The sequence below is a fragment of the Halosolutus sp. DAT137 genome (genome assembly GCF_059736405.1).
Window position 1 is genome coordinate 49054 of record NZ_JCAQID010000008.1, and the last position, 21589, is coordinate 70642.

At 61.9% G+C, this 21589-nt stretch carries 16 protein-coding genes and 1 pseudogene; 7 read left to right on the forward strand and 10 right to left on the reverse strand.

Going from position 1 to position 21589, the window contains the following annotated elements; translation table 11 throughout:
- Positions 1 to 214: 214 nt before the first annotated feature.
- On the forward strand, positions 215 to 1714 hold the full coding sequence (locus tag AC6I6L_RS13375; protein ID WP_497918264.1) for a DUF7289 family protein: 1500 nt from the start codon (positions 215 to 217) through the stop codon (positions 1712 to 1714).
- 35 nt (positions 1715 to 1749) lie between these two features.
- On the opposite strand, the gene AC6I6L_RS13380 is transcribed toward AC6I6L_RS13375, so the two are convergent.
- Positions 1750 to 2385 (reverse strand): adenylate kinase, encoded by a 636-nt coding sequence (locus AC6I6L_RS13380; protein WP_497918265.1) that lies wholly within the window; start codon positions 2383 to 2385, stop codon positions 1750 to 1752.
- 59 nt (positions 2386 to 2444) lie between these two features.
- On the opposite strand from AC6I6L_RS13380, the gene AC6I6L_RS13385 reads away from it, so the two are divergent.
- Positions 2445 to 2861 (forward strand): DUF7975 family protein, encoded by a 417-nt coding sequence (locus AC6I6L_RS13385; RefSeq protein ID WP_497918266.1) that lies wholly within the window; start codon positions 2445 to 2447, stop codon positions 2859 to 2861.
- 135 nt (positions 2862 to 2996) lie between these two features.
- On the opposite strand, the gene AC6I6L_RS13390 is transcribed toward AC6I6L_RS13385, so the two are convergent.
- Positions 2997 to 3287: an amphi-Trp domain-containing protein gene (locus AC6I6L_RS13390; protein ID WP_497918267.1), complete on the reverse strand. Its 291-nt coding sequence runs from the start codon at positions 3285 to 3287 to the stop codon at positions 2997 to 2999.
- 244 nt (positions 3288 to 3531) lie between these two features.
- On the opposite strand from AC6I6L_RS13390, the pseudogene AC6I6L_RS13395 reads away from it, so the two are divergent.
- Positions 3532 to 4449: pseudogene (locus AC6I6L_RS13395) on the forward strand (formate/nitrite transporter family protein); the annotation flags it as partial.
- Positions 4450 to 4636: 187 nt separating this feature from the next.
- On the opposite strand, the gene AC6I6L_RS13400 reads toward AC6I6L_RS13395, so the two are convergent.
- Entirely contained in the window at positions 4637 to 5041 is a 405-nt protein-coding gene (locus AC6I6L_RS13400; RefSeq protein ID WP_497918268.1) for a universal stress protein, read from the reverse strand.
- Positions 5042 to 5557: 516 nt separating this feature from the next.
- Between AC6I6L_RS13400 and coxB the strand changes: the two genes are divergently transcribed.
- Together coxB and AC6I6L_RS13410 are read left to right on the forward strand one after the other, a co-directional pair.
- Entirely contained in the window at positions 5558 to 6376 is an 819-nt protein-coding gene (coxB, locus tag AC6I6L_RS13405; RefSeq protein ID WP_497918269.1) for a cytochrome c oxidase subunit II, read from the forward strand.
- A complete protein-coding gene (locus AC6I6L_RS13410; protein WP_497918270.1) occupies positions 6376 to 8832 on the forward strand; it encodes a cbb3-type cytochrome c oxidase subunit I in 2457 nt (818 codons plus the stop codon). The genes coxB and AC6I6L_RS13410 overlap by 1 nt, the downstream gene beginning before the upstream one ends.
- A 242-nt stretch (positions 8833 to 9074) precedes the next feature.
- Here AC6I6L_RS13410 and AC6I6L_RS13415 read toward each other — a convergent pair whose 3' ends face one another.
- The 3 genes from AC6I6L_RS13415 to AC6I6L_RS13425 all read right to left on the reverse strand — a co-directional run bounded on the left by AC6I6L_RS13415 (position 9075) and on the right by AC6I6L_RS13425 (position 12739).
- Positions 9075 to 10754, reverse strand: coding sequence for a S8 family serine peptidase (locus tag AC6I6L_RS13415; protein WP_497918271.1), 1680 nt, complete (start codon positions 10752 to 10754; stop codon positions 9075 to 9077).
- A gap of 181 nt (positions 10755 to 10935) precedes the next feature.
- Positions 10936 to 11208 (reverse strand): DUF7410 domain-containing protein, encoded by a 273-nt coding sequence (locus AC6I6L_RS13420; RefSeq protein ID WP_497918272.1) that lies wholly within the window; start codon positions 11206 to 11208, stop codon positions 10936 to 10938.
- A 118-nt stretch (positions 11209 to 11326) separates the two neighbouring features.
- On the reverse strand, positions 11327 to 12739 hold the full coding sequence (locus AC6I6L_RS13425; protein ID WP_497918273.1) for a hypothetical protein: 1413 nt from the start codon (positions 12737 to 12739) through the stop codon (positions 11327 to 11329).
- 102 nt (positions 12740 to 12841) lie between these two features.
- Here AC6I6L_RS13425 and AC6I6L_RS13430 point away from each other — a divergent pair, with 102 nt between their 5' ends.
- Positions 12842 to 13108 (forward strand): cytochrome C oxidase subunit IV family protein, encoded by a 267-nt coding sequence (locus AC6I6L_RS13430; RefSeq protein ID WP_497918274.1) that lies wholly within the window; start codon positions 12842 to 12844, stop codon positions 13106 to 13108.
- A gap of 289 nt (positions 13109 to 13397) precedes the next feature.
- Positions 13398 to 15554 (forward strand): glycoside hydrolase family 32 protein, encoded by a 2157-nt coding sequence (locus tag AC6I6L_RS13435; protein ID WP_497918275.1) that lies wholly within the window; start codon positions 13398 to 13400, stop codon positions 15552 to 15554.
- A 51-nt stretch (positions 15555 to 15605) separates the two neighbouring features.
- Here the strand turns inward: AC6I6L_RS13435 and AC6I6L_RS13440 are convergent, their stop codons facing one another.
- The 4 genes from AC6I6L_RS13440 to AC6I6L_RS13455 form a co-directional block, all read right to left on the reverse strand.
- Positions 15606 to 16952, reverse strand: a complete 1347-nt coding sequence (locus tag AC6I6L_RS13440) for a glycoside hydrolase family 68 protein (RefSeq protein ID WP_497918276.1) — start codon at positions 16950 to 16952, stop codon at positions 15606 to 15608.
- Between the two features lie 58 nt (positions 16953 to 17010).
- A complete protein-coding gene (locus AC6I6L_RS13445; RefSeq protein ID WP_497918277.1) occupies positions 17011 to 19320 on the reverse strand; it encodes an amino acid permease in 2310 nt (769 codons plus the stop codon).
- A gap of 309 nt (positions 19321 to 19629) precedes the next feature.
- Positions 19630 to 21090: a preprotein translocase subunit SecY gene (secY, locus tag AC6I6L_RS13450; protein WP_497918278.1), complete on the reverse strand. Its 1461-nt coding sequence runs from the start codon at positions 21088 to 21090 to the stop codon at positions 19630 to 19632.
- 3 nt (positions 21091 to 21093) lie between these two features.
- Complete coding sequence (locus tag AC6I6L_RS13455; protein ID WP_497918279.1) at positions 21094 to 21588, reverse strand: uL15m family ribosomal protein; 495 nt, start codon at positions 21586 to 21588, stop codon at positions 21094 to 21096.
- Between the last annotated feature and the right edge of the window lies 1 nt (position 21589).

Here is a 21589-nt window from a genome sequence, read left to right on the forward strand (position 1 = left end):
TTTCTTCACAGCGCTCACGAATCGTCCGTCCACTAGTAGAACGATGCGTCGCGGCACAGACGAGGAGGGTCTGGCGACGAAACGGTTCACCGGCGAGAGACTGACCGGCCCCTGACAACACGCATTCAGGGACCGATCCCCGCGTCGAAACGAATCAGCATGGACGATCGGTTCGGCCGAATCATTTAACACTGTGATTGTCGTGGACGTGTACATGAGCGTGCTCTGTCGCGAACATCGCCGGTCTACGCGCTCCGATCGGGGCCAGGCAGCGCTGATCGGAATCGTGTTGTTGATCGGGATGGTTGCGACAGTAAGCGTCGGAATTTTTCTCGTCGCCGGGGACGTACTTACCAGTGCGGAATCTCAGACCGAACAAGAACGAATTGAACAGGCGTTTGTCGAGTTAGGACACACGATGTCGACCGCTGCTGCGGACAGCGACGGGGTTCGATCGGTAACGTTCGACGCCGGCGATTCGGGTGCGATCGCAAAATCCGACACGGGGCGGATCTGGATCGAGGGCGGCGGTGTCGAAATCAACGAATCGATCGGATCGATCGAGTACGAGGGCGATGACGGCTCCATCGTAGCCTTCCAGTCGGGCGGGGTCTGGAGTGAACGCGGGAATCAAACGCGGATGCTTTCAGCGCCGAACATCCAGTACGATTCGGACGCCCATACCCTCTGGTTCCCGATGTCGACCGTTTCAGGTGAACAAACCCTGAACTCCGGTGAGATTTCGATCGGATACAACAGCACGAAACCGATCGAGAACGCGAGTTACGTCCGGGACGATACGGTAACGATTACGGTCCAAAGCGAGTACTACCGAGGCTGGGAGACGTTCTTCCAGCAACAGACCGAGCGGTCACCGGATGTCGATCACGCAAACCGAACGGTCACTGCGACGTTTGGATACACTGAGTTGGATCAGGCGTTCGAGCAGGGAGCAACCATCAGCTCGAACGAGGATCGACACTTTCACGATCAACACGACAAGTTCGCTGGCGTTAACGAACGGGGAACACCGATGCCAGAGATGGACCCGGTTATCGAGGAACTGATCGACGACGCAAACGACGGCGACGTCGATCGAGTCCTCTCGAACGATAGTTACGAGTTAGACAGTGGAACGTATTTCGTCGATTCGATCGACGGCGACGTCGAGTACGAATTTAACCTGACGGAGGGCGATGCGACGCTGATCGTCGAGGAATCCGTGCATCTCACCGAAGATAGCCACATCAGTGTTACGGACAGAGACGACGACGAAGAGAACATCCTGCGGATATACTCCGGCGGCGACAAGGCGATACTGGAAGGAGACGTGTGTGCGACTGCCGATTGTGAGAGTGACGCGTCGGCGATTCAATACTACGGTCCCTCGCATCAGGCAGTAGACTTTGGACCGGGTAACACGGGGAGTTTTGAAGGACTGCTCTACGTCGCCTCCGAAGAAGAGAATAACTGGTGGAACGGCGCGAACGGTAGGTGCGAGGATCACCACCAGGTTCACATGCAAGGTGGTGGCGACTTCTTCGGCTCGCTTGTTGCCTACTCGGCTTGTGCTCACTCGAACTCCGTTGCGTTCGATTACGATTCCGACCTGAGTGGTGAAGAGATCGAGGTGTATCCGGATGGATACGATCTTCCACCACAGATAACGTACCTGAATATCGCCGTTCACACGCTCGACGTCGAAAACTACTGAGCCGCTCGATTCTGTTCGATAGTATCGAAACGTGACTATGCTGCGTTTTCGATCGTCGCCTTCACGTCTTCCCAGACCTCAGCAGGCGACTGCTCGCCGTCGATGCGCTCCAGGTCGCCTTGTTCCTCGTAGTATTCGATGACGGGTTCGGTGTTCTCGCGGAAGACGCGGAGTCGCTCTCGAACGGTCTCCTCCGTGTCGTCGTCGCGCTGCTCGAGGCGGGCCTCGACGTCGGGGTCTTCTGGCGGGTTGTATTCGACGTGGTAGATGTCGCCCGTCTCGGGATCCATCCGGCGGCCGGTGAGCCGGTGGACGAGTTCCTCCTCGCTGACGTCGAGATAGAGGACGACGTCGAGGTCGGTCATTCCGTCGAGTTCCTCGGCCTGTTCGAGATTTCGCGGGTAACCGTCGAGGACGAACCCGCCAGCCTGGGCGAGCGCTTCGTCGACGATCGCGTTGACCACCGCGTCGGGGACGAGTTCGCCGCGGTCCATGTACTCGCGGGGCGTGTCGTACTCCGTGTCCATCTCGGAGATGTCCATATCCTTGTTGGCACGAAGCGCGTCGCCGGTCGTGACGTGTTCGACGTCGAACGCTTCGATGATCTTCTGGCTCTGGGTCCCCTTTCCCGCTCCCGGTGCTCCCAGGATGAGTATTCGTGGCTGTGCCATATGCGCTCGTTCAGCGCCACCACATAAAGGCTTAAAGAATTGCGCACGTGCGTACGGGTATGACCCGTTTCGACGCAGCAGACCCAGGAAAACGGCGAAAATTGTACGTGGATGCGATTACGGCCCATCGCGCGCGCGGAAGCGAGTTCCTCACCCTGGAAGTCGACGTCGAGTCCATCGCGGACCAGGGCGAGGACGGTCCGGACCCTGATCTCGGCGTTCCCTGGATCCAGCTCGGTGGTGACACGCTAAACCTCGACTGCACGGACGACGAACTCGAGGAAATAAAGGCGCTGCTCGGAGAGTACCCGGCGTTTAAAATCGACGATCTCTCCCGACCGGAGGCGGCCGACGGCGTCAACGTGCGGATCAGCGCCAAAGCCGACGCGAACCGAATCGCACAGTTCATCGACGCCGCGTTCCAGCGTGCGTACGGCCTTTCCCCGGAGTTCCGGGTGTGGGTCGTCGAACTCTAACGTTTTCGGGTATGCAACTCATCATGTGTTCTCGATTGCTACCGCGATCGAAGGCTCGGACGGCGACTGTGTCGGGGTTCCGCAATCGTTGATCGTTGGGCGTGCGTGTCCGAGTCCTACTCGGCCGTCACCCTCCTACTCGATCGTCAACCCGCCGTCACCCTCGTCGTTCCCTGGGGCACCCTCGTCCCACTCGAGTTCGAACTCGATGCTCAACTCGGGGTCGCCTCCGGAGCTGGACGTTTCTCGTTCAGCCTTGATCTCGAAGGTCGGTCGTGCGGGCGGCGTCATCGTTACCGACTCACCGCCAGCGTCGATCGTGAGTTCCTTACCCCGCTCCAGATTGTCGGCAACCGTCCGGAGGTAGTCAGCGATCTCAGCGGTTTCCATCGATCGTTCGAACTTGAACAGAACTTCTTCCGGCATACTGTTTCATAAGTGGCCCAGGGTATAGAATCTATGGTCAGAATATCCGTCCCGAGACGATCATCGACACACCACGCTGTCGGCGGGTCGGAACGGATCGCGATCGAACGAATTCGGCAACAGACGAGTGCTCGGTCACAAACTCACTCGATCGCGAGGTTGATCTCTCAGTATTTTTCAGGCGGAATCGACGGAAAGACCGGAATGCAAGACGTTTTGCCTGCCGAGGCTACATCCCGCTGTGATGACCGATCCAGACGACACTCTCCGGAGTGAACTCGAACAGTCCAGTCACGGGGCACCGGCGGAAGGTGCAGTCGTTCGAGACCGATTCGAGAGCAACGAAGTCTTCCAGCGAATCATCGCCGCCGCTGACGAAGAGATCGACATCGGGCTTCGAGAACTGTTCTTTAGTAGTCTCGCGGGCGGGTTTGCGATCACGCTGACGTTCCTGATCTACGCCTCGATGACCGCCTCGACGGACGGGCACCCGATTCTGAGTGGGATCCTCTACCCGATCGGTTTCGTCTACATTATTCTGGGCGGCTACCAGTTGTACACGGAAAATACGCTTCCGCCGGTCACCCTCGTGCTCGAACGATTGGCGAGTCTCCCGGCCCTGTTTCGCATCTGGACCGTCGTCCTGATCGGAAACTTTGCCGGCGGCACGGTCGGCGCACTCGTCCTCGCCTACACGGGCGTGTTCTCGGATCCCGCAGCCCTCGCCGCCAGCGATATCGCAATGAAGGGGATCGAAACCGCGTTCTGGGATCTGTTCTTCAAAGCCGGCTTCGCCGGACTGATCGTCGCGGGCGTCGTCTGGCTCGATTACGCCGTTCGCGACACGATTACCCGGTTTTTCCTCATCTATATCGCCTTCCTGATGATTCCCTACGCCGACCTGTTTCACGTCGTCGTCTCCTTTACCGAGCTGATGTATCTGGTCTTCCTCGGCGAGCCGGTACTCCTCTCCGGACTGACCGGATTCGTGCTCCCGGTATTGCTGGGGAACACCACTGGCGGCGTCTTGCTCGTCACGGTGGTCAACTACTTCCAGACCACGGAACGGCGACTCGAAGCCGCTCGCGAGGACGGCTCGGACAGACAGCTAACGTTGCGTGAGTGGGTCATCGGCGGTCTTGCCGGACGAGCGTACGTTCCGGCCAGACCCGGCAAGGTCTCGCGACTTCCCGAAGACCAACTCGGCATCGAATCGGGAGCGGCCTCGAAGTGGATGGCCGAGGACACGGATCCGGAAGAACTCGACGCAGAACCCGAGGAGACGGGTGAAACGATCGAGTACTCCAACGAGGACTGACGGGTCACCGGACGATCGCCACGGACGACTCTCAGCGAACTACCGTTACCGGACACGGTGCCCGCCGAACGATCGTTTCCGCGACGCTCCCGAGTAGAATCCGTTCGAGACCGGACGCACCGCGGCTTCCAACGACCACGTGATCGACGTCCATCTCGGCAGCGAACGAAACGATCGCCGTGGCAGCGTGGCCACTGATCACCTCGGTTTGCACGTCGCGTCCGTAGCGGGTTGCGATGGCAGTTGCGTTGTCGAGGATGTCGTCGGCCCGGTCACGTGCAGCCGCAACCGGAGAGGTGTCGGCGGTGCCGAGGTCTACGGTCGTTACTTCGAGGGCGGTGACGGCGAGGAGACGAGCGTCCGGAAACGTATCGAGGGCGAACTCCAGTGCCTGTCGTGACCTGGGGGAGTCGTCCATCGCAACGAGTACGTTCATAGCTGACAGACGCGCTTGCGACCGAAGACAGTACGGATTGCCTCGTCTACTGACTGTTCACGAGCGGCGACCTATTGCGATGGGCGGTACGAACCCGGTGGTCGCAGCGACCTCACCGGGTGAGGAACCGATCGCGCCCCAGGAGGTGTCGTTCGAAGGCGCGACCGTTTGGGAACCGCTGGTCGTCTCGATCTCGATTCTGCGGCTCCCTCGCTGACCCTGAACCGAACACGTTCGTTCTACACGAGACGATGGGGAGTAACTCGAAGTTGGACGACGGCGTCCCACCGAGACGAACGATAGACAAAAGACGGCGCGCTCCAACTGACGAGTGACGACCTGAGACGTGGGTCACGAGCACCGGTCGCGGACCGCGAAGACGAATTGCCCGACAACCCACTAAACGGCGGGTTCAGTTGGGCGGTTTCCAAATAGATAAGTGCTCTCAGCCATGATCGTCCGACATATAAGAGGTCTTCAACAGAGGTGAATACGATCTTCAACGCAGCTACTCCGATGCAGGTGCAGACGCGCGTCGACGTGTTCGAGGAGATTTTCCTCGTCTTCCTTGGACTCGGCACGCTCGTCGGTGTTGTCGTGATCGGGTATACGCTGTACAACGCGTACAAGTATCGCGATAGCGGCTCCGAAAGCGACAAAGACACACCGACGCTCGGAGAGCTACCGACAGGTGGAGAGGGCGGCAAGAAACTATTCCTCTCGTTCGGACTGAGCGCGATCATCGTTATCTCGCTGGTCATCTGGACGTACGGGATGCTCCTGTACGTCGAGGACGGACCGAGCGAGAGCCCGGAAGATGCAATCGAGATCGAAGTCGAAGGTGCCGGCTTCGCATGGAGTTTCGATTACGGTGAGGAGTACGAACTCCAGCGATCGACGATGACCGTTCCGGCGGATACGCCGATCCGAATCGAGGTGACAAGCGGAGACGTCTGGCACACGTTCGGCATACCCGATCAACGGGTGAAAGCCGACGCCATCCCCGGAGAGTACGATGAAACGTGGTTCATCGCTGAGGAAGCCGGCGAAACGCACGAGATTCAGTGCTTCGAACTCTGCGGCGACGGCCATACGCAGATGGTCGGAACGGTCGAGGTCCTTCCGCAAGACGAGTTCGACAGCTGGCTCGAAGACCAGCGAGCGGACGAGAACGGTGAAGAAGAGAACGGCGAGGAAGCCAACGGTAGCGAAGAAAACGGTGACGAAGCCGACGACACCGAAGAAAACGGCGGCGAAGCCGAGAACGGAAACGGAGACGGTGAAAACGGTGACGAGGAGTCTACTGACAATACCACGGACGGAGGTGAGAACTGATGAGTGATCTGCCGCCGATGACGTCGGTCAAGCGCTGGCTGGTCACGACAAATCACAAAGACGTCGGGATTCTCTATCTCGCGACCGCCCTGTTCTTCCTGATCTTCGGAGGCGTCCTCGCACTCGTCTTCCGTGCCCACCTGTGGGAATCGGGCGGGATCGATCTGCTAACGAACCGCGAGTTCAACCAGGCCGTCACGTCACACGGTCTCTTGATGGTCTTCTGGTTCCTCTCGCCGTTTGCCGCCGGGTTCGCGAACTACTTCGTCCCCCTCCAGATCGGGGCGAAAGACCTCGCGTTCCCGCGAATGAACGCCCTGAGTTACTGGTTCTACCTGTTCTCGGGCATCCTGCTTGGCATCTCGTTCTTCCAGGGAGGCTCCTTTGCCGGCGGCTGGACCATGTACGCGCCGCTGAACGTGCCGACGTACACGCCGGCGATGCAGGCGACGACTGGCGGTAACGCGACGATTCTCGCCCTGATGTTGTTCGTCTTCTCGATCACGATCGGGACGGTGAACTTCCTCGTGACGATTCACCGATCGCGCGCGGAGGGGCTCGGCCTGTGGAACCTGCCGATGTTCACCTGGTCGTGGCTGCTGACCGTCTGGATGATGCTCTTTGCGTTCGCAGCGCTGCTCGCCGCGTTACTGTTGCTGAGCACCGATCGCATCTTCCTCACGCAGTACTTCGCGACCGACCAGGGGTCGGGACTGTTGTGGGCCCACCTGTTCTGGTTCTTCGGCCATCCGGAGGTGTACATCGTCTTCTTCCCGGCGCTGGGGATCATGTTCGAGACGTTCCAGACCTTCTGTGGCCGACGCCTCGTCGGTCGAAAGTGGGTCATCATCGCGATGGTGCTCGTCGCTGTCCAGTCGTTTTTGGTCTGGATGCACCACATGTTCCTGACGACGATCAACCTCGAAATCAAGACCCTGTTCATGGCGACGACGATCGGGATTTCGCTGCCGTTCGACCTGATGGTCTTCGCGCTGATCTACACGATGGTCAAGGGCCGGGTTCGGTTTACGACGCCGTTCCTGTTCAGTCTCGGCGCGCTCGTGTTGTTCATCCTCGGCGGAATCACCGGGGTCTTCCTCGGAGCCGTCGTGCTCGACTACGAGTTCCGGGGCACCTACTGGGTCGTTGCTCACTTCCACTACGTGATGGTTTCGGGCGTGACCGCGTTGATCGCCGGTCTCTACTACTGGTGGCCGAAAATCAGCGGGAAAATGTACTCCGAGGCGCTCGGAAAGCTCAACTTCGCGGTGTACTTCATCGGATTCAACCTGCTGTACTTCCCGCAGTTCCTGGCCTGGGAGACGCCGCGGCGCGTCTTCCACTACGGAGAGGGCGTCCAGATCTACCACCAGCTTTCGACGGTCGGGGCCTTCGTCTTCGGCACGTCGTTCCTGATCATGTTCGCGACGTTCGCCCACAGCTGGCTGCGGGGACCTGACGCACCGGAGAATCCGTGGGAGTTCTCGCGAACTGCCGAGTGGGCGATCCCCTCGCCACCGCCGCTCGAGAACTGGGACGATCGTCCGAGCTACGCCAGCGGCCGGCTCGAGTTCGTCAACGACAGCGCGACTGCGACTGACGGCGGCGTCGCAGCCACGAAGACGGTCACCCACGAGGAAGAACACGCCGACCACGCCAGTATCTGGCCGCTGGGAATCGGTCTCGGAACGTTCGTATTCTTCCTCGGACTGAGCGGAATCACGCCGTACATCACCCAGTTCGCCGCCGAACGAGGTGCCGAAGGCATCTCCGATATGGGCGAAACCAGCATTATCTATCCCGCAATCCTGGCCATCGGACTCGCGATCATGGCCTACACGCTGTTTAATTTCGGGAAAGAACAGTTCGTCGTTCCCGAGATGGCGATCGCTGAGCGCTGGCCGTTCGGCGGTGTCGACAACACGAAGTTCGGCGTCTGGGTCTTCCTGGCCTCTGACGTCGTCGTCTTCGGTGCCGCGATCGGCGCGTACATCTTCATGCGGTTGCACACGGGCTGGACCGAGTGGACGACCGTGCCGTTTGCCTCCTGGCCCGGTCTGCTCAACACGTACGTCTTGCTCACGTCGAGTTTCACGGTCATCCTCGCGCTCGTGTTTGCCGAACGGAAGAACAAGCGCGGGCTCCTCGGCGCACTCAGCGCGACGCTGTTGCTCGGACTGGTCTTCATGGGTGTCAAGGCCTTCGAGTACAGCGTGAAGTTCGCCGACGGCGATTACTGGTGGAAAGGGATCGAGTACTCGATCTACTTCGTCACTACCGGGTTGCACGCACTCCACGTGATCCTCGGCCTGCTCGTCGCGGTCTTCATGATCTACCGGATCGTCTCGGTGGATGCCTATCTCGACGATCATCGGCCGGTCGAATACTTCGGTCTCTACTGGCACTTCGTCGACATCGTGTGGGTCTTCCTGTTCCCACTGTTCTACCTGATGTAGCACCTCGGCGCTGAGCCGGTTTTTCTACTCGACCGATCGATTGGCCGCTTGTTCTTGCTACTGTCCCGACGGTCGTGCTCAGGCTTCTTTTGAGTTTTTTCGGCCTGTATCGGGCGGGCAGCGCCGGTTTTCGGAGAGACGAGGAACCGGTCGATCGCGAGTGATCGTCGACCGACCGATCGGCTGTGCGTCCGGTGCCGATCGCGTGGCGACGCAACGACCCGAAAAACCGCACCCCCGAGCTACCAATCGTCGAGCCGTAATAGTCCGACTGTTAGTACTATCGCGACGAGTCCGATCGCGACGAGCAAGCCGACGATGCCGACCGAACCGATCGAGCGCGGATCGCCTGATGTATGTTCTTCCCCGGTACCACCCTCTCGAGCAGCTGTCGGGTCAGCATCGGCTCGATCCGCGAGAAGCGCGTCGGCCGCTGCGCTGGCGTCGACGATGCCGTTGCCGTAGCGCGTCTCACGGTCGGTGCCGGCGTCGACTGCTGCTGTGTCGGGGAGCCAGGCGGTTTGGGTTACCACTGCCGTGATTTCGTCCACGGTTGCATTCGCTTCGAGAGACAAAAGGAGTGCGACCGTTCCGGTGACGTGTGGCGTTGCCATCGACGTTCCCGGGAGGTTTCTGTACTGTCCGCCGGGGACGGCGCTCGTGATTCCGACACCGGGTGCGACGACGTCGGGAACCGTATGCGAGTCGGGCCACGTCGATGGTGGGTCCGTCCAGTCCGATCGGTTCAGTCGCTCGCCGCCGGAAAAGTCGGGAACCGTTCCGTTGGCGTCGACAGCGCCGACACTGAGCGCACCGTAGACGTTCCCCGGCGAACTCGACGTCTCGTGGCCGTCGTTACCGATCGCGGCCACGACGATCGTTCCGCTGTCGATGGCGTGCTGGACCGGATCGACGAACGCCCGGTGGGTCCCGGACGCGCCGAAGCTCAGACTGGCGACGTCGGCGTCGTTCGCCACCGCCCACTCCATGCCGGCAACGACTTGCGCGAACGAGCCGCCGGCGTCGGAGAGAACGAGCCCGTGGAGCAGTTCGACGTCGGGTGCGACGCCGATCTGCGTGCCGCTTTCGTTGCCGCCGGCGACGGTCCCGCTCACGTGCGTTCCGTGGATGCCACTGTCGTACGGTGTCGAGCCGGGTACGCGTTCGCCCGTTTCGGTAAATTCCGCCCAGCCGCCGGGATAGGTCGGGTCCGACGGATCGTCGGTGTACAGATCGATGTCCGGATGGGCTGCGTCGACGCCGGTGTCGAGGACGGCGACGCGTACACCCTCGCCACGCGTGTCGTACGCCTCCCAGACGGCGGGTGCGTTCAGCTGCTCGAGTCCCCACGTCTGGCGAGTGAGGCTCGTCTCGGAGTCGGTCCTCTCGGCTTCGCCAGGAGTGGCCGACACCGACGCAGGACTGGGATGGGGAATCGCGAAGTTCTCGTGGACGCGCTCAACCCCGTCGAGTTCGGCGATCGACTCGAGGTCGGTGCGATCGGTATCGACCGTCAACACGACCGCGTTGGTGAGCCAGAATTCCTGCTCGACCGAGATCCCGCTCGTCGCCCCAGCGTAGTCGAGCAGCGGGTCCTGGGTTTCCTCGGCGTGCGTCTCGAGCGTCTCCACGACGTCTGCTTCTGGCATCGAGTCGGTGACCGCCGCATCCTCGAGTCGGACGACCACTTCGATTGTTCCGTTCGACGGAATCGCGTCGTCTACCACATCGGTCGCATTGCTGGTGGCGACGCCTGGCCCGCTGTCGCCCGTCTCCGGGGTCGTCGCGCCCGCGGCGATGGGGACGATCGGGGCACAGAGGAGGCCGATCGTCAGGACGATCGAGAGCGCCAGAACGGCGACAGCGCGTGCGTTCGATCGAGATCTCTGTCCCGAGCACGAGCGGCGGAGACGGACGGCCATGATACGTGTACTGGTCAGTCACGAACTAAAGAGATTCTGGACGAACGCAGTGTCGAACCGCACCGGATCTGCAATCCGGTGGTCGGCGGCCGTGGGTGGCCGACCCGCGTCGGGGTGTCGCGGGTGGCTGGCCACGTATCGGGGTGCCGTGGGTGGCCAGCCACGTACCGAGGCGTCGCGATCAGCCGGCCCAGACCAGGGCGTAGAGGAATGTAAACATGAAGTACAGCATGAACACGCTCACGGCCGCTTTCACGTGGAACGTGAACAACTCGAACTGCTCGTCGTCTCGTTCCTCGTCCCACGCTTCCCGTTCCGCTTCGGAACACGCCGCGGGGTGGGCGGTTCCGACGTGAAACGTTCCGTATCGTTCCGATCGAAACGGCCGGTCGCAGTAGGGACAGGTATACGCGGGCGACTCATCGGTCGGGACGTCGTACTCGACGTCGCTCACCTGTTCGACTCCCGTTCTCAGTCCGCTTCCTCCGAACTGGTCGGTGTTCATTCCGATAGCCGGTAATTGGCGCGTCGGACCAAAGTGTATGTCGGTGTCGATTCGGGCGAGGAAGGTGTCAACCGGGCACGTACGGTGGCTCTACCGCGGGCAACGAGACGAGGTAGAGGCTGACCATCGTAAAGAAGATCATCACGACGATGAAGGGGTACTGGCTGCGAATGGCCTGGAGTTTGCCGGGGAACAACTCGAACGAGACCGTGTGCGCGACCCAGACGGCGAGGATGTGCCCGAGCAGGATGCCGGCGATCTCGACGTAGCCGAACCAGGAGGTGAGTCGATACTGCGTGGGATTGGCGGGCGGGTTCAGCGGCGTCGCGACGGTCTCGAGCAACGACGGCCACAGCGTGATCGAAAAGCCGGCGTAGTGTGCGAAGTGGTAGCCAGCCGCGATCGCGAGCAGCGGCGGCGCGAACCGAATCGCGAGGTAGCGCGTTGAAATGTAGGTTTGGGCTCGCTCACGGGTCCGTGTGGCGGCGAGCCAGTAGACTCGCCAGAACAGCCAGAATCCGGCGAGCAACAGCCCGAGGTAGACGATCGCCGGCGGAACGCCGACTCCGACCAGGAACTCGATCGTGGTGACGCCGGGTGCCGTGACGATGAAGCCACTGAAGGTGAGTTCCCAGACGAGCACGAGAACGAACGCGATCGACGACACGTCGGTAATTACGTCGTCGTCGCTCAATCGCGATCCGGGAAAGCGCACCTCGAGACCGTCCGCGGTCCGCTGTATCGGGGCAACGGCACCGTACAGGCGAAACCAGACCGAGAGCGGATCGCCACGTTCGAACCACGATTCCGAGGAGAACGCGACCGCACCGCCGATCGTATACGCCGAGTAGCCAGCCACCGCGATCAGGAGGGCACCGGGCGATGAACTCAGCGGCGCGACGATTTCGAGCCAGATGAGCGCCAGGAGTGCGGCGACGGCGGGCCACAGGCCCCACCGTTGCGGGTACTCCTCGGCCAGGAGACCGCTCGGGAGTACCTCGGCGATCCGTCGCCACGGGTTCAGCGCCGGCCAGGGGTTACCGACGCCGTAGGCGACGATCGTCAGCAGCGCCCGTCCGCCGACGAACGTCACCAGGACGGCCGCACTGGCGAATCCGGCGACGGTGGGATTCGTCGCAGCGGCGACGATCACGATCGTCAGGCCCAGCAGGCCGAGGGTGCCGGCCAGGAGCGATCCGGCGGTGAGCAGCCGATCGACGGTCACGCCGCGCGCTCGGTCGTGATAGTCTGCGATCAGGGCGCGATCGGTGACGAGCATCGTCATGAGCGCGGACGCACCGATGACGCCGCCGCCGGTCGCCAGGTAGAGCCACGTCGGAACGGTCACGTCGCCGGACTGTTCGGTGAGTCCGACGGCGACGTTACTCGCGGCCGCGACGCCCACGCCCGCCGCGAGCGTCGCGACACCGATCGCGAGAGCGATCGCAGTTCGTCGACTGCGAGCCGGCCCTCCACTCATTGGTCGCTAGTTCGTCCCTGGCCCCATCTACGTGTCGTTTCGATCGGTTGGAGTCGATCGCATGAGGAAGGTATAAGTGGCCGTCAGCCTCATTGCCTACCAATGGCTGACGTTCGCACGTACACGCTCATCTACGTCGCACTGCTGGTGTTGGGGACGAGCAAGTTCATTTTCTTCTCGTTTCCCGAGATATTCTCCTACCAGATGGCGCTAGGCGGGACGATCGTCCTCGCAATCGTCAAGTCCCTGCTGATCGCCGGCTACTTCCAGCACCTGATCGAGGAACCGCGATCGATCACCTACATGATGGCGACTGCGGTGTTCATGGTATTCCTGCTGACGATCGCAGCGGGCTACTCGATCCAGTAATCGATCCTGTGAGCGGATTTCGGTCGTCAGTCGCGTTTTTCTCACCAGCGGTCTTCGTTCGCCACTCGTCGTTCCGTCGTCCGTCGTTCTACACCGGGGAGTGCCGACTGACGAGCCAGCGAACACCTCGAATACCCCGTTCGAGTCGTCGCTCGGAGCCGGTTCACAGCCGGGAGGACGATCGACCCTGAGTTCCTGACGGATAAATTGACCCTGATCCCGATGAACGGTGACACCCACCGAAAAACGGCGGCAATTCTATACCTATCGGGTGTTGGAGTTCGTACTGATGAACGCGCTCTCGAACCCAGTCGGGTTCCTCGTCGATGGCGACCTGTCAGCCGAACAGCGATCGACACTGGACTGGTGTTCCGAGGTCGGTCTCGACGTCGAACGGGTCTCACTCGACCGGCTGGTGGAGGACCCCCACATTCTCGATTCCTACCCCGTCTGCTGGTGGCACCGGGCCGAATCGATCGCGTCGGTTACCGAGATTGCCGACTGTCGGGGGCCGGTCCAGTCGTACCTGCGCGGCGGTGGCGGACTCTTGCTGTCGTTACGGGCGGTCGAAGCCGTCCGCGCGCTGGGGATCGATGCCGTCTCCCCGGACGTCTCCGCAGTCGAAGCGCCGACCACGACGACCGGGCTGCTCTGTAAGGCGCTATTCGAGGCGTCTCCGGTGTTCGACTGGGTAGACGGACTTCGGATCCGGACGCGGGCTCCGGGAGGGTCACAGCCCGTCACGCGGTACGAATCGGTCCTTCCCGAACGAGGCGAAGTGCTCGCGAGCACCCTTCGAGACGGCCACGAGTCGCCCAACGAGGTCGCCCTCGTGGGATGGCGGGTCGGTGCCGGAGACGTTGCCGGTCTCGGGACGGCGCTGCGGTTCGCGGAAACGCCGCCCGAGGTGGCGGCTGGCAACCGATCGCGGCTGGTCACGAACCTGCTTTCCACCCTGGCGACCGAGAACCGCCGACTCGCGACGGGGCGGCCGAAAGACGCCGCCGCCCTCTCCGAAGCTCGACGGCGGCTGGCCGACGACCACCACCGCCCGCGGTATCACCTCTCGCCGCCAGCGAACTGGCTCAACGATCCGAACGGACTGATCCAGTGGAACGGGCGGTATCACGCGTTCTACCAGTACAATCCTGGCGGACCCTACCACGAGACGATCCACTGGGGTCACGCCGTCAGCGACGACCTCGTCACCTGGGAGGATCGTCCGGTCGCCCTGATCCCCTCACCCGACGGTCCGGATCGAGACGGCTGCTGGTCGGGGTGTGCGATCGACGACGACGGAACCGTACGAATCCTCTACACCGGCGGCCGCAACGACTTGCAACTGCCCTGTCTCGCGACCGCAGTCGACGACGACCTCACCGAATGGAAGAAATCGAGCGAGAACCCGATCATCGACAGCGTCCCCGACGAGCCGCCGCTGCGATCGACCGACCACTGGCACGCGGAGTTTCGAGATCACGCCGTCTGGCGGGCCGACGACGGTACCTGGCACCACCTGATCGGTTCCGGCGTCGAAGACGGCGGCGGGACGGCGCTGTGCTATACGAGCGACGGCGATCTAACCGACTGGGAGTATCAGGGACCGATCCTCACGGGCGATCCCGAACGAGACGGTCGCATGTGGGAGTGTCCGGAACTGCTCGATTTCGACGACGCCCAGCTGCTGTACGTCTCGAACTACGACGAGGTGCGGTACTACCTCGGTGCCTACGACGCTGACGACGCCGAATTCGACGTCGATCGATGCGGACTCCTCGACTACGGCGAGTTCTACGCACCGCAGTCCCTACGGGACGCTGAGGGTCGATGGCTGACGTGGGGCTGGATACAGGAAGGCCGCGACGTGAGCGCCCAGTGGGACGCCGGCTGGTCGGGAACGCTCTCGCTACCGCGACACGTCGATCTCGACGAGGAGGGACGGCTCCGCCAGCGTCCTGCACCCGAACTAACCGCCCTTCGGGAGGCTCGCGCCTATCACGGGTGCCCCACACTCGAAGACGAGCGCCTGGACCTGCCAGTCGAGAGTCGATCGTTCGAACTCCGCGCGGAAATCCGGATCGAAGACGCCGAAGCGGTCGAACTCGTCGTCCGCGAGTCACCCGACGGCGACGAGCGGACGCCCATCCGGTACACCCGCGAGAGCGACCTGATCGTCGATCGATCCGAATCGAGTCGCGACCCGCGCGCGTCCACCGCGCCCGTCTCGATGCCCGTGTCGCCGTTCGATGAGTCACTCTCCCTGCGCGTGTTCGTCGACGGCTCCGTCGTCGAACTCTTCGCGAACGATCGCCACTGTCTGACGACCCGGATTTATCCGACTCGGGAGGAAAGCACGGCTCTTTCACTCGCCGCGATCGAGGGAACGGCTACTGTGGACGACCTGACCGTCTGGACGCTCGGGAGCGCCTGGGCTGAACACGAGTGACGAGAATCGAGAGCCAGAAGACGAGAGACGAACGCGGACGACGAAACGGGGCTATTCGGCCGGATCTCGATCGGGAGTCTTGCCACCGTATCGAACGTCGGACCGATCGTCGGTTCCCTCGTCGACGAACGAGGCGAGCAACGGCGGCAGCTCCTCGCCTGGAATCGGCAGGTGGCCGTGGTCGAGCGTCCCGAGGACCCGCGTCCGATCGTTTTCGGCCGTCAGCCTGACCGTCGGCGCGAGGGTCCCTCCGAAGCGGCGGTGTTGTTCGTCGGGGGGCAAGTTGGCGACGTCGTCGAGCGTGAGTCCCTGCAGATCGTAGTAGTTGAAAAAGCTCGTGACGAGTATTTCCTCGTCACAGGGATAAGCGAGCCACGAGTACGTCTGGAAGGGCGCATCGGCGGGGTTGGTGAGAACCAGACCGGACTCGTTGAGCGGCGCGTACTCGCCGCGAAGCGAGTCGGAAACGAAGCCGTACAGCGCGTCAAAGCCGACGAGGCCGGGTGCGAACGTGTGCTCGTGGCTCGAGATAAAGAGGTAGTAGCGATCGTCGTGGACGACGACGTGCGGTCGTTCCAGTTCCTGGTTGGTCCCGACGCCCTCGAGCAGTGGCTCCTCGAGTTCCCACTCGGTCGGGTCGCCGGACGGCGACACGGCTACACCCACGCTCCCGTTGAAATCCAGCGCCGCGAGGTCCACGTCGTACCGGTCTTCCAGTTCGGGGTCGGGGATCGGGGTGTTCGCCTCGAACAACAGGCACGTCTCGCCCGTCTGCGGGTCCTCGAAGAACCACGGATCGCGGAAGGTGTAGATCATTCCCCGGGATTGGTCCTCGCGCTCGTAGTATTCGCCGTCGGGTTCGAGCAGGATGTCGTGGTCGAACGGACCCACGATCGAAAGCCCGCCTTCGCTCGTTTCGATCGAACCGCCGGAACCGACGGCGATGCGCTGTGTGTACGTCAGGTCCGTCTCCCCGCGCGAGCCGGCAGCCGTATAAAACAGAAACAGTTCGCCATCGTCGTACAGCGCCGAGCCGGCCCACTGGCGCGACCCAAAGGCGGCGTCAGCCTCGAAGACGGGTCCGCCGCAGGTCCAGTCCCTGCCGTCGGGTGAGTAGAAATACCGAATCGTCGCGACATCGTGGCGTTTCCCCGGTAACAGCGTCGTCGGGGCAGTCAACGAAAAGATGACGCGGTAGCCGTCGATCTCCGCGATCGAGCCGTCCCGGTTTCGAAGCATCCAGGTATCCCAGAGGTGCAACTCCGGGTCGGTCTTCTCGTCGGGGGGATAGATGATCGGGGCGATCGTCCCATCGGTACGCTGGATCTCCTCCGCTTGCGACCGCGTCCAGCGCGGGACCGATCGCGCCGATCCCGATCGTGGTGGCTGCGGGTTCATACGACGAACTGCGCAAGATGGCGGAAAAACAGTTCCGGTTCACTACAGCTGTTGTTAATTATTCGTCCCTCGGCTGCACGCCCTCCGAATCTGGCGTCGTCGGTTCGGTCGTGACGCCGGTGTTGTCCACCTCGCGGGCCGACTCACTCGTCCCGAGAATCCGTTCGCGAAGGCTCCGCTCGTGGCGCTTCTCCGAGAGGATAACCGAACACTCGACATCGTTGAGGACGTCGAGAACGAGCGAACCGCGAACGAGTCGAGAGAGCATCCCCTTCTCGGTCGCGCCGATGAGGAGCATCGTCGCGTCCGTGGCTGCGTCGGAGATCTGGGTCTGAACGTCACCGCTTACGACGCGTAACTCCGCGTCGGCTAGTTCGTGTTCGGCGGCCCAAGACTCGAGGAACTGCCGCCCGTGATTCAGATCGGACGCCACGTGCAAGAGCGTCACGTCCGAATCGAACTGCTCGCGAAGTGTGCGTGCGACCGCCGCCGCCAGGTCGGAGTCCGGTCCGCCAGCGGTCGGTAGCAGGACACGTGACGGATCGAACCCGCGATCGCGAAACACCAGGAAGTCACACGGGAGTGAGTGTGCGAGTTCGTCGATGGTGCGTTCGGCACGGCCCGGCGCACCGTGGGAGTCTGGACCCCACCCCATTACCGTAATGTCCGCACCGTAGCGCCTGGCAGCGTCGAACACCTCCTCGAATGCCCGATGTGAGAGGACGACGTGCGTTTCGACGTCGACGCCGTAGGTTTCTGCGTCGACTCGTGCCTGGTCGAGGAGATGATGCGCCGTCTCGTACTCCTCCTGGGTGCGAGCCGCTTCCAGCGATGTCTGATCTGGCACCTGTTCGATGTTGACGGCGACGACCGTTCCGTCACGCTGGTCAGCGATTGCAGAGGCCAGCGTAATCAGGTGTTTTTCGTGCGCAGGGTTCGCAAGCGGAACCATGACGCGATAATCGCTCTTTTCGGGTTGGACAGATGTCGACGCTGCGACCGCAGCGTTCGGGACCTTTTCGGAGTGTTCCAGAACGTACCGAGCAAGCACCCCAGACTCTTCGACCTGCGCGCGAGCGTATCCGAGATACCAGACGGTACCGAACGCGACGAACGCGAGCGAGAGCATGATTACGATCGGTTCGATGAACGCGATCAGTGCGAACGAGAACACTGCACCGAGAATCGGCGTGGCGGGGTAGAACGGAACCTCAAACGTCGGTTCGTAGCTGTCGGGATCTGCCTCCCGGAAGACGATCAGTGCGATATTCAACAGCCCGTACACAATGAGGTGAAGCACGCTCCCCGCCGTCGCCAGCAGTTCGAGGTTGCCCGCCACAATAAACAGCAGGATGAGTCCGCCGGTGATGGCGATGGCGCGGTACGGCGTCGCGAATCGCGGGTGAATCTCGTTGATTTTCGGCGTAACGAGTTTATCTCGCCCCATCGCGAAATTGATCCGCGAGGAAGCGAGGATCGACGCGTTTGCCGACGACGCGGTCGCGAGCAACCCGCCCATCAGCAGGGCTGCCGCACCGAGTGGCCCTATTAGCATCCGTGCAACGTCGACGACGGCGGTTTCGTTGTTCGCCACGACGTCGGTTTCGACGGCTGCTAGCACCGCCAGGAGGATGAAGGCGTACATCACGGTCACGATCACGACGCTGCCAATAACCGCCCGAGGGAGGTTTTTGCCGGGCTCCTGTATCTCCTCTGCGACGGAGGTAATCTGGACGAAACCGAGATAGGAGACGAACACGAGACCCGTCACCGGTAACAGCGGCGTCCAGCCGAACGGATCGATCGGCGTGAGCGTTTCTAGGTCCGCGTTGAGTATCCCAAACAGCGTAAACACCGCCAGAATGCCGACGAGCAACACGACGATAATATTCTGTAACCGACCCGTCTCCTTCGCCCCAACGTAGTTAATAGCAATGAAAAACGCTGCCCCGACCAGGCCGATTAGCTGTGCCGGTTCGAGTGCAAGAGGGCCGAGTTCGACTCCCGAGACGACGACGAACGCGTTGACGTACTCCCCGAACCCGTACATATAGAACGCGGAGGCGAACGCGAGCCCGATCCAGTTCCCCCAGCCGGCGATCGAGCCAAACAGCGGTCCGAGCCCCTGGTTTACGTAATAGTACGCCCCGCCGGACACCGGCATCGCGGTTCCCAGTTCCGATGCGGAGAGCGCTGTCAATAGTGCGATCGCCCCGCCGATGACGAACGCAAGCGCGGCCAGCGGCCCGAGTTGAGCGACGGCGGGCCCCGGTAACACGAAAATACCCGCCCCGATCATCGTCCCGATACCGATGGTCAGGGCTGCAAGCGGTCCCAGGTCCTTTGCGAGTTCCTCGTCGGCGCTCATCGGTCGTCACCGTCGTGGGTGTTGGCTGTAAGAGACATGTGTGCCGGTATATCCATCGTTGCTTCCAGACTCTACTCGGTACTGTGCGTTTGCCGGGACAATATCCGATCCCGACCACCGGGAGAGAGACATACTGGTCAAGAAACCACACCGGCTTGAATATTTTGCATTTGGGGAGACCGATCGCGAGTCGATGCGATCGCTGTGCGAGCAATTTCGGTTGGTATCATCGCTCCGACGCAGGTCGCTCGGTTCGATAGCCACCGAACCGACAATAGAGAAAACGACGGACGCGATCGATCGCGTCCGTTATTCGCGACCGAACATCTGGCGCATCATCGGATGCATCTCCATCATCTGCTCTTCGGCGATCTCCTCGTACAGTTTGTACGTGATGGAGACAGCCAGCAACAACCCGGTCCCGGTAACGGCACCGATCGTCCCGAGCATATTCGCCCAGACGGCCAGCAGGCCGACGAGCGCGCCGCCGATGACGGTCACCTGCGGGATATATCGCTCCATGACCTTCTCGATGACGCCGACGTTCTGTCGGAAGCCGGGAATCTGCATCCCGGAGTTCTGGATCTGTTTTGCCGTGGCTTCCGGTCCCATGTTCGTGGTTTCGACCCAGAAGATCGCGAAGATCGCGCCGCCGACGATCATGAACGTCAGGTCGATACTGACGCGAATCATGACCATCCAGGCCTCTTGAGCGACTTCACCGGTCCACCACATCCAGTCTTCGGGCGAATAGATCGGAGCCGTGTAGTAGAAGAACCCTTCGACGGGCTGACCCTGTTGGTTGTACGTTCCAAGCCAGGATGGCATGCCGGCCCACTGGCTGTTCAGGATCTGGCCCATGAACTGGACGTTCGCCTGAAGGGCGCGAACGAGGATCATCGGCAGGACGCTCGCGTAGATGAGCTTCACGGGGAAGCGACCGCGAGCACCCTTCACCCGAGCGTGACTGAGCGGAATCTCGATTCGGACGGATTCCGCGTAGACGACGATGCCGAAGATCAACAGCGTCGTCAAGAGGGCGATGATCTGGCCCTCGCCGAGCAAGAGCGTGTTTAGACCGTCGCCGCTGATAACCGACCCGACGGCGACCTCGCCGACGATGATCTGGTACCAGTTGTAGAAGAACCCGCCCGTCGCGGGCTGAATGAAGCCCGTCACGAGTCGCTGGCTGACGCCGGCGATGATGAACAGGCCGATCCCGCTGCCAACTCCCCACTTGCTGACGACCTCGTCCATATAGAGGATGAGGACGCCGCCGATGAAGATCTGGACGAACATCAGGATCTGGACCTGCGTCTGGTCGAAGGTAAACCCGCCGAGCGTCAGCGACTGCTGGGCAGGCAGGAAGCCGCCGGCGAACACCATCGGAAGCGCGGTCAGCGCCGTCATGATGATGACGAGCAACTTCTGGAGGCCCTGATAGAGGACCTGATCGCGCGGATCGTCGGTATCGAGTCCGAGTAGATTCGCACCACCCAGCAGCTGCAAGACGATGCTGGCCGTGACGATCGGTCCGATGCCGACCTGCAACAGCGATCCGAACTCGCCGGCGAGGATCGCACGGAACTCACCGAAGAGGTCGGTCCCCTCCCCGGAGAGACCGAGCAGGGCGATGTTGGTCAGGAAAAAGTACAACATCAGGATGCCGGCCGTCCACGTGAGCTTTCGCTTGAAGGGGACGTGCCCCTCCGGACGGCGAACTGTGGGCATCCGCGTCAGGACCGGTTCAGCGGCTTCCTTCCATCCCATGTGTTACTCCTCGTCCTGTTCGGTGTCGTCTTCGTCGGCTTCCGCTGTGTCCTCCTGTGCGCGCTCCGATACCACCGCGTTGCCGCCGGCAGCTTCGAGTTTCTCGCGAGCTGCGTCGGAGAACGCGTCCGCGGTGACCGTCAGCGAATTGCGGACCTGACCCGAGCCGAGGACCTTGACGACATCGACCTCGTGGCCGTCCTCGACGACGTCACGGGCGTCGATCGCGTAGCCGTCGTCGGTTGCTTCGGCCTCGCCGTCTGCGACGTAGAGGATCGCGTCCTCGTCTAGCTTCTGGACATCGATCTCTGCGACGTCCTCGCGGATGCCGTCAGGTCGCTTGAAGCCGTGTTTGCCTTTCGGTTCGTAGTTGTGGAACTCGTGTTTGCTCCGCCCGGCGCGACCGCGACCACCGCGATGGCCCGCACCACGTCGGTTCTTGTGGGTACCACCGCCGTGCGTGCGCGAACCGCGCTGGCGTCGTTTTTTACTCGTCATT